Annotated in this window: 12 protein-coding genes, 1 tRNA gene and 1 pseudogene; 10 read left to right on the forward strand and 4 right to left on the reverse strand. The window is 69.2% G+C overall.

All coding sequences use genetic code 11. The features are described 5' to 3' along the window. Positions 1 to 19: 19 nt before the first annotated feature. Complete coding sequence (locus tag EAH89_RS14170; protein WP_140884196.1) at positions 20 to 1,660, reverse strand: hydantoinase B/oxoprolinase family protein; 1,641 nt, start codon at positions 1,658 to 1,660, stop codon at positions 20 to 22. Between the two features lie 39 nt (positions 1,661 to 1,699). Between EAH89_RS14170 and EAH89_RS14175 the strand changes: the two genes are divergently transcribed. Beyond that, on the forward strand, positions 1,700 to 2,290 hold the full coding sequence (locus EAH89_RS14175) for a deoxycytidylate deaminase (RefSeq protein WP_140884198.1): 591 nt from the start codon (positions 1,700 to 1,702) through the stop codon (positions 2,288 to 2,290). A 7-nt stretch (positions 2,291 to 2,297) separates the two neighbouring features. Here EAH89_RS14175 and EAH89_RS14180 read toward each other — a convergent pair whose 3' ends face one another. Then, positions 2,298 to 4,394 (reverse strand): hydantoinase/oxoprolinase family protein, encoded by a 2,097-nt coding sequence (locus EAH89_RS14180; RefSeq protein WP_241667020.1) that lies wholly within the window; start codon positions 4,392 to 4,394, stop codon positions 2,298 to 2,300. Between the two features lie 3 nt (positions 4,395 to 4,397). Beyond that, positions 4,398 to 5,186 (reverse strand): SDR family oxidoreductase, encoded by a 789-nt coding sequence (locus EAH89_RS14185; RefSeq protein WP_140884201.1) that lies wholly within the window; start codon positions 5,184 to 5,186, stop codon positions 4,398 to 4,400. Positions 5,187 to 5,294: 108 nt separating this feature from the next. Here EAH89_RS14185 and EAH89_RS14190 point away from each other — a divergent pair, with 108 nt between their 5' ends. The 4 genes from EAH89_RS14190 to EAH89_RS14205 all read left to right on the forward strand — a co-directional run bounded on the left by EAH89_RS14190 (position 5,295) and on the right by EAH89_RS14205 (position 7,694). Next, the gene (locus EAH89_RS14190) at positions 5,295 to 6,263 is read left to right on the forward strand and encodes a 2-hydroxyacid dehydrogenase (protein WP_140884203.1); all 969 of its coding nucleotides are present in this window, start codon (positions 5,295 to 5,297) and stop codon (positions 6,261 to 6,263) included. 10 nt (positions 6,264 to 6,273) lie between these two features. Beyond that, the gene (locus EAH89_RS14195) at positions 6,274 to 6,927 is read left to right on the forward strand and encodes a flavin reductase family protein (RefSeq protein ID WP_140884206.1); all 654 of its coding nucleotides are present in this window, start codon (positions 6,274 to 6,276) and stop codon (positions 6,925 to 6,927) included. A 66-nt stretch (positions 6,928 to 6,993) separates the two neighbouring features. After that, positions 6,994 to 7,557 carry a nucleoside 2-deoxyribosyltransferase gene (locus tag EAH89_RS14200; RefSeq protein WP_140884339.1) on the forward strand — a complete coding sequence of 188 codons (564 nt, stop codon included), beginning with the start codon at positions 6,994 to 6,996 and terminating at the stop codon, positions 7,555 to 7,557. A 46-nt stretch (positions 7,558 to 7,603) separates the two neighbouring features. Further along, positions 7,604 to 7,694 (forward strand) — tRNA-Ser (locus tag EAH89_RS14205). A gap of 381 nt (positions 7,695 to 8,075) precedes the next feature. Here EAH89_RS14205 and EAH89_RS14210 read toward each other — a convergent pair. Then, the gene (locus EAH89_RS14210) at positions 8,076 to 8,750 is read right to left on the reverse strand and encodes a glycine zipper family protein (protein WP_206667554.1); all 675 of its coding nucleotides are present in this window, start codon (positions 8,748 to 8,750) and stop codon (positions 8,076 to 8,078) included. Between the two features lie 189 nt (positions 8,751 to 8,939). On the opposite strand from EAH89_RS14210, the pseudogene EAH89_RS33415 reads away from it, so the two are divergent. The 5 genes and pseudogenes from EAH89_RS33415 to EAH89_RS14235 form a co-directional block, all read left to right on the forward strand. After that, positions 8,940 to 9,128 (forward strand): annotated as a pseudogene (locus EAH89_RS33415) (hypothetical protein); the annotation flags it as partial. A gap of 215 nt (positions 9,129 to 9,343) precedes the next feature. Further along, positions 9,344 to 9,541, forward strand: a complete 198-nt coding sequence (locus tag EAH89_RS14220) for a hypothetical protein (protein ID WP_140884208.1) — start codon at positions 9,344 to 9,346, stop codon at positions 9,539 to 9,541. Positions 9,542 to 10,342: 801 nt separating this feature from the next. Next, positions 10,343 to 10,909 carry a sigma-70 family RNA polymerase sigma factor gene (locus EAH89_RS14225; protein ID WP_140884210.1) on the forward strand — a complete coding sequence of 189 codons (567 nt, stop codon included), beginning with the start codon at positions 10,343 to 10,345 and terminating at the stop codon, positions 10,907 to 10,909. Next, positions 10,899 to 11,663, forward strand: coding sequence for an anti-sigma factor family protein (locus EAH89_RS14230; RefSeq protein WP_140884213.1), 765 nt, complete (start codon positions 10,899 to 10,901; stop codon positions 11,661 to 11,663). The genes EAH89_RS14225 and EAH89_RS14230 overlap by 11 nt, the downstream gene beginning before the upstream one ends. Positions 11,664 to 11,855: 192 nt before the next feature. Continuing rightward, positions 11,856 to 12,470 carry a LysE family translocator gene (locus EAH89_RS14235; protein WP_140884215.1) on the forward strand — a complete coding sequence of 205 codons (615 nt, stop codon included), beginning with the start codon at positions 11,856 to 11,858 and terminating at the stop codon, positions 12,468 to 12,470. Positions 12,471 to 12,804: the final 334 nt, after the last annotated feature.

Genomic DNA, 12,804 nt, shown 5'->3' on the forward strand with positions numbered 1-12,804 from the left:
ACGTAGAGGTGCGGCGCGCTCAGAGGAGGCCGTCCGCGACGTCGCGCGCGGCCAGCGCCGGGTCGCGCCGCGCGGGGTCGCCCATGCCGCCGCCGCCCGGCAGCAGCAGGCGCAGGCGCTTGCCCCTGGGGATGACCTGGTAGCCCTTGGTGCGCAGCGGCGTGCCGTCGGTCAGCCCGACCCAGCCGGGGGCGCCGTCGCCCCCGCCGTCCCGCCCGCGGGGGGCGTTGGCCACGCGGTCGAAGATGGCGTTGACGGCGAACTCGGCGTCGTCCCGCGCGCCGATCTCCATGACCTGCCCGAGGCCGCCCCGCGTGCGGCCCGGCCCGCCGGAGCCCGCGCGGAGCTCCTTCTTCCAGAACACCACGGGGGCCACGTTCTCGGTCGCCTCCACCGGCATGGTCCGCACGCCCGAGGGGAAGGCGGTGCCGTCCAGCCCGTCCTGCCCGGGCCGCGCGCCGGTGCCGCCGGAGTTGAAGGTGATGACCTCGAAGTCCGGCAGCTCGGCCTCGGCACCGCTCACCTGGCCGCCGCCGCGCAGCGGCGGGTTCCAGAGGCAGGAGGAACCCTCCGCCACCACGCGGTCCGGCACCGCCTGGTGCAGGCAGCCCATCATCAGGTCCGGCAGGAGCTGGCCGACGACGTGGCGCACGCTGACGGGGAAAGGCCGCGGGGCGTTGAGGATGCAGCCCTCGGGGATCGTCATCCGGAAGGGCAGCAGGGAGGCCCAGTTGTTCGGCACCTCCGGCGCGACGACGCACTTGATCCCGAAGCAGGCGTAGGCGCGGCAATAGGCAGCAGGCACGTTGATGCCGCGGCCCGAGAGGCCGGTAGTGCCGGCGTAGTCCACCGCGATATGGTCCTCGGCGATGGTCATGCGGGCGCGGAGCGTGACGAGGGCCTCGTAGCCGTCGGAGCGGATCTCGGAAGCGAACTCCCCGCGCGGCAGCCTGGCGATCTCGGCCAGCGTCGCGCGGGAGGAGGCCTCGAAGATCGACTCCGCGAGCTCGTCGATCGCCTCCATCCCGTACTCGTCCATCATCTCCACGAGGCGGCGCGCGCCGGCGTCGTTGCAGGCGCAAAGGGAGTAGACGTCGCCCTCCAGCTCCGCCGGCGTGCGGGTGCCGGCGCGGAGGATGTCGAAGAATGTCTCGTTCGCGCGCCCCTGGTCGAAGCACTTCACGATGGGGATGTAGAGGCCCTCCTCGAAGACCGAGCGCCCCTCCGGCCCCATGCCGAGGCCGCCGACGTCGATGACGTGCGCGGTGTTGGCGAAGAGGGCCACGATGGCGCCGTTACGGAAGGCGGGCGTCACCACCGTCAGGTCGTGCAGGTGGCCGGTGCCGAGCCAGGGGTCGTTGGTGATGTAGTGGTCGCCCGGCCGCATCGTCTCCGCCGGAAACTTCGCGAGGAAGTGGCCGACGGATTCCATCATCGAGTTCACGTGCCCCGGCGTGCCCGTCACGGCCTGGGCGAGCATCCGGCCGCGAAGGTCGAACACGCCCGCCGAGAGATCCCCCGCCTCCCGCACCGTGGTGCTGAAGGCGGTCCGGATCATGATCTGCGCCTGCTCCTCCACCACGGCGATGAGGCGGTTCCACTGGATCTGGCGCTGGATGGCGGCTAGGGCAGCAGGCACTTGCGGCGGCTTAAATTCCATTATTAAATCCTTCCGGATTTCATTAAGAAATGGCAGTAAATGACAAAAGCTAAGTCTACTCCCCAAAAAGAATCGCCAAAATGGGACGAGCGATACTTAGAACTTGCTAAACTGGTCGGGAGTTGGTCGAAGGATCCTCGGGCCAAGGTCGGCGCCGCAATCGTAAATCCCAAGCGGGGCCGCTTAATATCCATTGGTTTCAACGGTTTCCCATCGAACGTTGAAGATAATGCTCACCGTCTAGACGATCCTCACACAAAACTCACGATGACAATACATGCCGAACAAAACGCGCTGATTTTCGCAGGACAGCAAGCCCTCGAGTGCGATGCATACGTTGTTGGTAAGCCAGTTTGCAGTATGTGCGCCACCCTGCTAATTCAGGCGGGCATCAAACGGGTCGTAGCAGCAAAGCCAAGGCAAAATACGGGCTCCAAGTGGGATAAAATTGGCCTAGTCGCATTGGACATGCTCAAAGAAGCTGGAGTTGAATTCAAAGAATTAACAGATGCCGACCTTAGTCGTCTTGGTGTTACTGCCGATAAACCGCGTGAAGCACTCCCTCCGGCGGGAACAATCTTGACTGATGAGGAAGCATTGCAACCACACCTGTTTGATCCATTAAGCTGAAAACGGGTCATAAACGGCGGATGAGCTCCAGGTACCCCAGCCCATCCATCCGGCAGGTCCATCCCGGTCCCACCAGCGTGCTCGTCTCCGCCTCGGCCACGATGCAGGGACCGGCGACCGCCGCGCCGGGCGCGAAGCCGTCGCGGTCGTAGACCGGCCAGTCCGAGACCTCGCCCCGCGCCGTGTCGCGCACCGCCTGGTGCCGGATCGGCGCGGGGGCGGGCGCCTCCGACACCTCGGCGACCGGGGGCGGCGCCTCCACCTCGGTCGCGACCGTCACCGCGAAGGAGAGGATCTCCACGTCGCTGCCTGGCACCGGCCGGTCGTAGAAGCCGGCATAGGCGACGTCGTAGGCGGCGCGCACGGTCTCCACGTCCGCGGCCGCGAGGGTCTTCACCGGCAGGTCCACCGCGATCTCGTGGCCCTGCCCGACATAGCGCATGTAGGCGATGCGCCGCTCGACCAGCGGCGCCCCGAAGGCGCCGCGCGCGACGACCTCGCGCGCCTCGGCCGACATCTCCGCCAGCAGCGCGTTCACCGCCGCGGCGTCGAAGGAGCGGAAGCGCTGGTAGAGGCTGCGCACCACCTCGTAGCCGACCGGCGCCCGCAGGAAGCCGATCGCCGAGCCCACGCCGGCGCCGGAGGGCACCAGGAGGCAGTTCACGCCGATCTTCTCCGCCACGCGGTAGCCGTGCACCGGCCCACCGCCGCCGAAGGCGATGATGGCGCGCCCGTCATAGCCCTTGCCGCTCTCGATGGCATGGACGCGGGCGGCGTTCGCCATGTTCTCGTCCACCACCTCCACGACGCCGAGCGCCGCCATCTCGGGCGCGAGGCCGAGCGTGCCGAGGGCGGTGCCCATCGCGCGGCGGGAATCCTCCGGGTGCAGCGCCAGGCTGCCACCGGCGAAGCTCGCGGGGTCGTAGCGGCCGAGCAGCAGGTTCGCGTCGGTCACCGCGGGCTTCGCGCCGCCGCGCCCGTAGCAGGCCGGGCCGGGATCGGCGCCCGCGCTCTCCGGCCCCACCTGGATGCGGCCGAGCGCGTCCACCGAGGCGATGGAACCGCCGCCCGCGCCGATCTCCACCATCTCGATGACGGGGATGCGCAGCGGCAGGCCGGAGCCCTTCTTGAAGCGGCCGATCCGCGCCACCTCGAAGCTGCGCGCGGTCTGGGGCGCGAAGTCGTCGATGAGGCAGACCTTGGCGGTGGTGCCGCCCATGTCGAAGGAGAGCACGCGGTCCCAGCCCTTCTGCCGCGCCACCTGGGCGGAGAAGATGGCGCCCCCCGCGGGCCCGCTCTCGACGAGGCGGATTGGGAAGCGCGCGGCGGTCTCGAGCGTCGTCAGCCCGCCGCCGGACAGCATCAGGAACAGCGGGCAGGCGAAGCCGGCCTCCCCCAGCCCGTCCCGCAGCCGGCCGAGATAGGTCGCCATCAGCGGCTGGACGTAGGCGTTGGCGGCGGTGGTCGAGAAGCGCTCCCACTCCCGCATCTCCGGCGACACCTCGGAGGAGAGCGAGACGGGCAGCCCCGGCCATTCCTCCCGCACGATCTCGGCCGCGCGCCGCTCGTGCGCGGGGTTCACGAAGGCGTGGAGGAAGCCGATCGCGAGGCTCTCGATCCCCTCCGCGCGCAGGCGGCGGACGGCCTCGCGCACTGCGTCCTCGTCCAGCGGCAGCAGCACGCGGCCGGTGTTGTCCAGCCGCTCGGGCACCGTCAGCCGCCAGCGGCGGGGCACCAGGGGCTCGGGCAGGGTGATGTTGAGGTCGTACTGGTCGTAGCGGCTCTCGTTGCCGAGCGCGAGGACGTCGCGGAAGCCCTCCGTCGTCAGCAGGGCCGTGCGCGCGCCCTTGCGCTCGATCACGGCATTGGTCGCGAGCGTCGTACCGTGGATGAAGAGCGCGACGTCGGCCGGCCCCATCCCCGCCTTGGCGAGCACCGCGCGGACGCCCTCCAGCACGCCGCGCTCGGGCGCCGCGGGGGTGGTGAGGACCTTGGCGGTCCAGCGCGCCAGGCCCCCCTCCCCGTCCGGCCGCTCGAGCGCGAGGTCGGTGAAGGTGCCGCCGATGTCGGCGGCGAGCCGCGCGCCGCCCAGGTCCCCCGCCACGCCTCAGAAGCCCCGGACCACGCCGCCATCCACGCGCAGGATCGTGCCGGTGATGTAGGACCCCGCCTCGGAGGCGAGGAAGGCGGCCGCCTTGCCGAACTCGTCCGGCGAGCCGTAGCGGCGCATGGGGATGGTCTTCTCGCGGTCGGCGATCACCTGCTCCGGCGTCGAGTTCGACTTCGCCGCCGCCGCCCCGGCCAGTTCTACGCTGCGGTCGGTCCGGATGGCGCCGGGGGCGATGATGTTCACGGTCACCCCGTCCGGCCCGACCTCGTCGGCCAGCGTCTTGGCCCAGCCGACGATGTTGGCGCGCAGCACGTTGGACAGCGCCAGGTTCGGCAGCGGCTGCACCATGCCCGTGCTGCCCACCGCGATGATGCGCCCGTGCTTCTGCGCCCGCATGGCCGGCAGGACCGCGTTGGCCAGGCGGATCGGCGAGAGGACGATGCGGCGGAACCAGGTCTCCAGCGCCTCCTCCGTCAGGTCCGACGCCGTCCCGGCCGGCGGGCCGCCGTGGTTCAGCACGAGGATGTCGAGCCCGCCCAGCGCGGCCACGGCGCCCTTGGCCAGCGCGTCCATGTCCTCGCCCCGGCCGACATCGGCCGCGAAGGCGTGGGCGGCCGAGGCGCCCTTGGCCGTCAGCGCCTCGCAGACCGGCGCGAGGCGCCCGGCGTCGCGGCCGGAGATGGCGAGCGCCGCCCCGTCGGCGGCGAGCGCCTCCGCGATGGCCCGGCCCAGCCCCTTGGAGGCGCCCATCACCAGCGCCCGCTTGCCCTTCAGCCCGAGTTCCATCGCAAACCTCCCGTCGAATCAGCGACGCGGACCCTGAACCGCGCCCCGTTTCCTGGCAAGGTCGGGCCCTGGCTTGCATCCCGGCCCCGGACGGGCATCCTCCCGCCCATGCCGCGCCCGACCCTCCTCCAGACCCGATCGCTGCCCCCGGCCGTGGAGGCCCGCGCCGCGCGGGACTACGAGGTCCGCCGCCCCGAGGGGCCCGACCGCGCGCTGGAGCCGGCCGCCCTGCTCCAGGCCGCGGAGGGTTGCGACGGCATCCTCTGCGCCGCCGGCGACGGGCTGGACGCCGCGACCATCGGCGCCCTCCCCGCCAGCGTCCGCGTCATCGCGACCTTCAGCGTCGGCACCGACCACATCGCCCTCGACGCCGCGCGCGCCCGCGGCATCGCCGTCACGAACACGCCGGAGGTGCTGAGCGTCGCGACCGCCGAGATCGCGATGCTCCTCGTCCTCATGTGCGCCCGCCGCGCCGGCGAGGCCGAGCGGCTGCTGCGCGCCCGCGAGTGGACGGGCTGGGCGCCCACCCAGCTCATGGGCGTGACCCTCGAGGGCAAGCGCCTGGGCATCCTCGGCATGGGCCGCATCGGGCAGGAGCTGGCCCGGATGGCGCGCGGGATGGGCATGCGCATCCACTACCGCAACCGCTCCCGCCTCCCGCCCGAGGAGGAGCAGGGCGCGACCTACCACGCGGAGGACAGCGGCTTCCTCGCCGCCTGCGACGTGCTCTCGATGCACATCCCGGGCGGGGAGGCGACGCGCCACTGGCTCGACGCCGCGGCCATCGCAACGCTGCCGCGCGGCGCCATCGTGGTGAACACCGGCCGCGGCACGACGGTCGACGACGCGGCGCTCTGCGCGGCGCTGGCCAGCGGGCATCTCCGCGCCGCGGGGCTCGACGTCTTCGCGGGCGAGCCGGCCATCTTCGAGGGGTACCACCGCGCCCCGAACGTGACCCTCCTGCCCCATCTCGGCAGCGCCACCGTGGAGACGCGGGACGCGATGGGCTTCCGCTGCCTCGACAACCTCGACGCCCTGCTCCTCCACGGCGCCGAGCCGCCCCACCGCGCCGCCTAGGGAGCCCCGCATGCTCTTCGACTTCGCGGCCCTGCCGAAGAGGGATCGCTACAAGCTGGTGGTCTCCACCATCGTCCCGCGCCCCATCGCCTGGCTCGTCACCCGGGACGCGGAGGGCCGCGTGAACGCCGCGCCCTACTCCTTCTTCAACGTGTTCAGCAACGACCCGGTGGTCGTCGGCATCGGGGTCGGCGCCCGCGGCATGGGCGGCGAGGAGGGGCCCGAGCTGAAGGACACGATGGCGAACATCCGCGCGACCGGCGAGTTCGCGCTCTGCCTCGTCAGCGAGGCGACGGCGGCCGCGATGAACGTCACCGGCGCCGACTACCCGCCCGGGGTGGACGAGGTGGCCATGGCGGGACTGACGACCGCCCCGTCCGCGAAGATCAAGGTGCCGCGAATCGCGGAGAGCCCCGTCGCCCTCGAGTGCCGGCTCTGGCAGACGGTGCCGATCGGCACCCACAACCTTGTCCTCGGCGAGGTGCTGGCCGTGCATGTGCGCGACGACTGCATGCTCGATCCCGCCCGCCTCTACGTCGACACGCCCCGCCTCGGCCTGGTCGGGCGCATGCACGGCGCCGGCTGGTACGCCCGCACCACCGACCTCTTCGACATGCCCCGCGTGACGCCCGCCCAGGTGGAGGAGCGGCGCGGGCGGGGCTGAGCCTCCCGCGGCCGGAAACCACCCCTGGTTGGTGGCAGGCGGCCGGGCACCTGCTATTTGTCCCGCATGCTCATCTATCTCGCCGGTCCCGAGGTCTTCCTGCCGGACGCCGACGCCCTCGCCCAGGCCAAGCGCGCCGTCTGCGCGCGTCACGGCGCCACCGGGATCTTCCCGACCGATCCCGTCGACTGCCCCGAGGCAGACCACGCGGAGGAGGCTTGGCTCGCCATCTACCTCCGCAACGAGGCGCATATCCGGCGGGCCGACGCGCTGATCGCCAACCTCACCCCCTTCCGCGGACCCTCCGCCGACCCGGGCACGGTGTACGAGCTCGGCTTCATGCGCGCCCTCGGCCGGCCGGTCGCCGGCTACTCCAACACCGACACCCCCTTCACCGAGCGCACCCGCGCCTTCCTCGGTCCGGCGGCCCGTCCGCGGCCGGACGGCGAGTGGGAGGACGCCGAGGGGCTGCACCTCGAAGCCTTCGGCCTGCACGACAACCTCATGATCGACGGCGGCCTCCGAGCCGCTGGCGGCCCCCTTGTCACGCGGCCGGTGGCGGCGGCGTCCCGCTGGCACGACCTCTCGGCCTTCGAGGCCGCGCTGGCCGCCTTGGTGAAATCGGCCTGACCCCGCTTGCCCCCGGGGCCGAGGCCCCGTATACCCCGCCGCCGCGGGACAGGTGGCCGAGCGGTCGAAGGCGCGCGCCTGGAAAGTGCGTATAGGTCAAAAGCCTATCGTGGGTTCGAATCCCACCCTGTCCGCCATCACGCTTTCCCAAGCCTTCCCACCAAGCGCAGAGTTGCTGGGTTTTCGCGCCTCTGCGGAGGAGCGAAGGAATCGTGTGTCCCGTTCAATCCCACCCCAGCGCGCAAGCCGACCGGGCCGATGACCGGTTAACGGGAGAGTGCGGACAGGCTCGCCGATGAACAGATCGGGGCCGCCGCGAAGGCCGGGCAGCCGTACCACCTGGGTGACGGACGAGAGAATCCAGGCGGAATCTTGCGGGAGCATGGTGGGGCTTGTCCTGAGCTGGTGGGCCGATGGCCCGTGGCAGACGCAAGAGGTGATGTCAGGCGCACCCGTCCAACTTGCCCACCTGGACGCCTTCGCGCCCGCTGGTCACCAGGTTCGCCCACCAAGCCGCCTCAGTGCCGACGCCCCCCGCGAAAGCCGCCCTGAAAGCCGCCGCCATGGAAACCACGGTATCCGCCGTAGAACCCTCGGTGGAAGGCGGGCCGGTGATAACGTGCGCCATAGCCGCCGAAGAAGCCGAGGGTAACCGCCGGGGCGCCGAAATAGGGAGGGTAGTAGCCTGGATAGCCGTAATAAGCCGGGCTGCCATAGACGGCGTAGGGAACGGAGGCGTATGGCGCCGCCACGACGGCAGGAGCGCGGTTGCCACTCGCGGCCATGCACTGCACGTATGCGACATCGTATTGTTGCTGCAGCTCCCCCGCCGACGCCTGGGCGTTCCCGCTGCCGATCGCTGAACCCGTCAGGAGGCCACCGCCGGCGCCGATCGCCGCTCCGGCTCCAGGGTTGCCGGCGGCCGCGCCGACGATTGCCCCCGCGGCGGCCCCGACCGCCGTCCCGACGGCAGCGCTTCCTGCAGCCCCGGCGTTTGCTGCCTGCTGCGGGGCGCCAAACCCGATGCTCTGCTGCGCGTAGTTCCGACAGCCCGCGTCCTCGCCCTGGAAGCGCGCTAGGTCCTTGCCCTCCGGCGGCGTGACGTAGACCCGTGGCCCGGAGGGTGGTGCCACCGCGCAGGCGCCGAGTGACAGAAGTCCAAACAGCAGGACGGGCATGGGCGTGCGCAGCATGGTCGGGTTCCTCGGTCCGGCAGGCGCGTTGGCGCCGTCCGCCGGTTCCATCCAGAAGATGCTCCTTCGCCGGAGGGGTTCAATGAGCGTCTTCGTGCGTGAGGTAACGTCCGGCGTGACGGACCCGACCTCACCGCGCGACAACTCGCCGTCTTTTTGAGGACCTACGTCTAAGCAGGCCCCCACACAGGGCGAGAGCTCGCCACGGCCCTCGAACTTCACGAGCGCATTATCCGGCGGGTTCTGGACCACCTGATCGAGGCGGATCTCGTGTCTCGCCTCCCCACCCCGCTCGACCAGCGGTTCGTGTCGGGGAGGCGTACCGTCAAAGGCGCAGCCATCATCCGCAAGATCATGCAGGAGGCCCAGCCTGGCTAGTAGGATGGTCGGCTACTTCCTCAGCGGCCCTCCAGGGGAAGCACCTCGCGGCACCCCTCACGATCATATGCGAATGCGACGCTTCCTGATTGGATCAGCGTCGCCTACCGCTTATTGGAATTTCGATATGGAAACGCGGAATGACCCAACTTCGCCGGCAACCTCACCAGACTTCACCCAGCTCCGTTAGTAACAGTCAGGACCATTGGTTCCTGGTGTTCGACACCGAACAGTGCCTTCTGCACGTCGAGCACGTCTGGGAGAACGTGGAAGCCCGCCGGGGCGGTGCCCTGTACCAGGGCAACGTTCGCCTCGAGCTTGGCGAGTTCCTCAAGCAGAGCGGCCGCGGCCCGGTGAAGCGCGAACTCGAGCGCGTGCTGATGGGCGTCTTCGAGAAACAGTTCAGCGCCTAGCTCCACCACCGCCGTGGAACGCAGGACCTGTCGACGTGCCCTGCATGTTTACTCAGCGAAGCCATAACGGCGATGGCCGCTATTTTGCTGAAGGGCTGTGATGGAAATCGAAAGGAACGGCAACGGCTGTTCCAGCCCGATCCCTCAATCATGGGCAGCTTCCAGCCCAGCTGCGAGCGTGCTGGCGAGGGCGGCGCGTCGGTGAAGCGGCTGGTTCTATTTGTTGGGTGCGATCGGCAGCAGGCAGCGCTCGAGAGGAAGGCCGGTTGGCGTCTGCCCGAACAGCTCAATAAAGCGACGTACGGCGTACGCAGTGCTTCATAGGTGTGGCGTCCCGACCCCTGCCCTCGGCATCGTCAACTCGCCGGCCTTAGAACGACCAAGCTGGATGACCGGCAGCTGGCTCGAGGGCGATCAAGCCCCCGCGGCGCCCGTCCTTGTATCGGACAAGGTCTTTATCATGCACGCCCTTGTGGCGCGCCACTCGCAGCCACGAAGTCCGCCTGTGAATAAAGATCCTCCCGGTTCGGTCTTTCAACAGGGCTGGAGCGATGGCCATGAGCAGTCAGATGATGATGCGATCGGTATGCTCCTTCTCGCATCGGCAGGGCGTCCGACGTGGCAGGGGGACTTGGCATTGGGCCGCTCTGAGAGAACGAGCGCATCAGGAGGCACGATGTCAGCATCCCAACCCCTGCGCATCGGTCGGCGCTGGCCGGCATTGGGGGCTATGCTGGGCGCCGGGGTGAGGCCGTCCACCCATCCGGCCATCCCGGCGTGGACTCCCAGCGGGTCCCTTGCATGACGTGGCCCGGCCGAGGGACGAACAAACCGAGGCAAACTTCCCCAAAGCAGGATTTCGGCGAGGTGGTTCTTACACACCTGGACGCTGCATACAGCCTAGCTCGTTGGTTGGTGCGGGATCCCCATCTGGCGGAGGATATTGTGCAGGAGGCGGTACTCCGAGGGTTGAGCTATTTTGCGTCCTTCCGCGGCGAGGACGGGCGCGCTTGGCTGATGCGCATCGTCCGCAACACCGCCTACACCATGCTGGCCACGCGCCGTCGGGCGGATGCAGGCATGGACCGAAACGAGGCGCTGAACGGCGAAGCGGTGCTGAACCTGCCGGATCCAGGGGAGGGTCCGGACGCAGCGCTGGGGCGCAAGGAGGATACCGAACGGCTGGAGCGGGCGCTGAGCGCGCTGCCGGTCGAATTGCGAGAGTGCCTCATCCTGAAGGAACTCGAGGAGCTCTCCTACAAGGAGATCGCGCAAATCACCGGTGTGCCGATCGGCACCGTGATGTCGCGGCTTTGGCGGGCCCGGCGCGCCCTGATTGCCGGGGAAAGGATCGCCGATGACCAGTGATCTCTGCCACGAGATGAGCCTGCTGGTGCAGGCGGACATGGATGGTGAGTTGCACGCTGCCGAAGCCGCCCGCGTCGCCGCGCACCTGGAGACCTGTGCAGCCTGCCAGGAGTTCCAGCACCAACTCCTAGCGCTCTCAGGAGTGCTGCGCCGGGACTTGCCGCGCCATCGCGCGCCCGACCACCTGCGAAAAGAGGTCCGAACAAGGATCACGAACCGTACCCCCGGTCCATCCGCTTCGCTGCGCCGCTGGGCTCTTGGCATTGGACCTGCGCTCGCAGCGGGCATCGTCCTTTTCGCTCTAATGCCGTTGGGAGAGGGAAGGCTGGGCATGTCGGACTGGGTGGTAGCGGCCCATGTTCGAGCCCTCCAGCCGCAGCACCTCCTGGACGTCGCATCGACCGAACAGCACACGGTGAAGCCGTGGTTTGCCGGGCGGCTGCCCTTTTCGCCCCCGGTCCGTGACTTGGCCTCCCAGGGTTTCCCGCTGGTGGGGGGACGCGTCGACGCTCTGCCGGGCAGCCCGGCTGCGGCGCTGGTCTACAAGCGGCGGGAGCACGTCATAAACCTCTTCGCGTGGCCGACCCTGCCGGAGGAGCAGGGCAAGCAACCGGTTTCGGGCAGCCGCGAGGGGTACAACTTCGTGGGCTGGGCAGAGGACGGCATGACCATCTGGGCCGTGTCCGACTTGAATGAGCGCGAACTTGCTGAGTTCGCCGCCCGATGGGTCGCTAGCGCCACTCCCACGATGTGAGCAAACGCACAGAAGCATTCAGCGACCGTGAATAAGCTGCTTCCCGGACAGGTCTTCTCTCTGTTGCTCCTGGGAGGTCGACGTGAGCGGAACAGCTTGGATTTTTGGAAGCGCGGGCAGCACCTCAAGGGCAGCCCCCTTGCTCGCACCGGTCCCGTCCACACCGCGCGTCGCCCCGGAGGGACAGCCCGGATGAGCGCGCCGATGGCCGCTTTGCTGATGGGCGCCAGCGTCGGCCTCTCGATTGCCGCACCGATCGGGCCGGCCGCCGTGCTTTGCATTGAACGCACGCTCGCGGCCGGTATCAACCAAGGCCTCGCGACCGGCCTCGGCGTGGCCACCGTGCACCTCGCCTACGGCACCCTGGCCGTCGCGGGCGGCGTTGGGCTGGCGCAGCAATGGCTAAATACCCCCTTTGTGCCCATCCTCTCGGGCTTGGTTCTACTCTGGTTCGCGGTCCGAGTGCTCAGGCGAGGCATGATACCGGCTATCCGATCCGAAATGCCGCCGACGCTCGCCTCCTCCTACTGGGGTGCGGTCTGCTTCGGATTGCTCAACCCCACAACGCCGATCCTCTTCGCCGCCATGGTGCCAGCGCTGATCGGACGTGGGACCGTGACGCTGGCGCCTCTGCTGATTGCCGGCATTTTCATCGGCTCCCTCGCTTGGTGGTGCGCCCTCACGGGAAGCATCTCTCTGATGCGAAGCCGGATGACCGCTCGGGTCTTGGGCTTAATGAACAAAACGGCTGGCCTTGCGCTGGCGGGCCTTGCTGCGGCCATGATCGCGCGTGCCTGGAGCGGCTGATCTGCCAAGCGTCCTCCGCAAGGTCGCGGCGTGGCAGGCGGTCGCACCATCCACCCAACGCGAGTGATCCCTGAACCGGTCCCTCCACTTGTTGGTGGTGTGCGCCAGAGCGAAGGGTAAGCTGTCGCGCCGCCGTAAGTCGGCTCGCGCGCGGCTGTCTTGATGGCCGCCGTCATCCTCGCTGTGCGGCGGCGCGGGTAGATCCGATGTGGTGATTTTTGAACGCGCTTCGTCGCGGTGGAAATCTCCTGACCCACTTGAACCTTTAGGGTTCAGTCGCTTCCCCCGCTTACGCCATGCGCCCACCATCGCTTTGAGCAACGGGGCACGCATC

This window comes from Muricoccus nepalensis (genome assembly GCF_006438825.1).
GTDB lineage: Bacteria > Pseudomonadota > Alphaproteobacteria > Acetobacterales > Acetobacteraceae > Roseomonas > Roseomonas nepalensis.

Bases quoted from the DNA above. Each gene is read 5' to 3' on its own strand.
- EAH89_RS14175 (WP_140884198.1), top strand. From the start codon at position 1,700: ATGACAAAAGCTAAGTCTACTCCCCAAAAAGAATCGCCAAAATGGGAC.
- EAH89_RS14200 (WP_140884339.1), top strand. From the start codon at position 6,994: ATGCTCATCTATCTCGCCGGTCCCGAGGTCTTCCTGCCGGACGCCGAC.
- EAH89_RS14210 (WP_206667554.1), bottom strand. From the start codon at position 8,750: ATGCTGCGCACGCCCATGCCCGTCCTGCTGTTTGGACTTCTGTCACTC.
- EAH89_RS14225 (WP_140884210.1), top strand. From the start codon at position 10,343: ATGACGTGGCCCGGCCGAGGGACGAACAAACCGAGGCAAACTTCCCCA.
- EAH89_RS14170 (WP_140884196.1), bottom strand. From the start codon at position 1,660: ATGGAATTTAAGCCGCCGCAAGTGCCTGCTGCCCTAGCCGCCATCCAG.
- EAH89_RS14190 (WP_140884203.1), top strand. From the start codon at position 5,295: ATGCCGCGCCCGACCCTCCTCCAGACCCGATCGCTGCCCCCGGCCGTG.
- EAH89_RS14235 (WP_140884215.1), top strand. From the start codon at position 11,856: ATGAGCGCGCCGATGGCCGCTTTGCTGATGGGCGCCAGCGTCGGCCTC.
- EAH89_RS14230 (WP_140884213.1), top strand. From the start codon at position 10,899: ATGACCAGTGATCTCTGCCACGAGATGAGCCTGCTGGTGCAGGCGGAC.
- EAH89_RS14195 (WP_140884206.1), top strand. From the start codon at position 6,274: ATGCTCTTCGACTTCGCGGCCCTGCCGAAGAGGGATCGCTACAAGCTG.
- EAH89_RS14185 (WP_140884201.1), bottom strand. From the start codon at position 5,186: ATGGAACTCGGGCTGAAGGGCAAGCGGGCGCTGGTGATGGGCGCCTCC.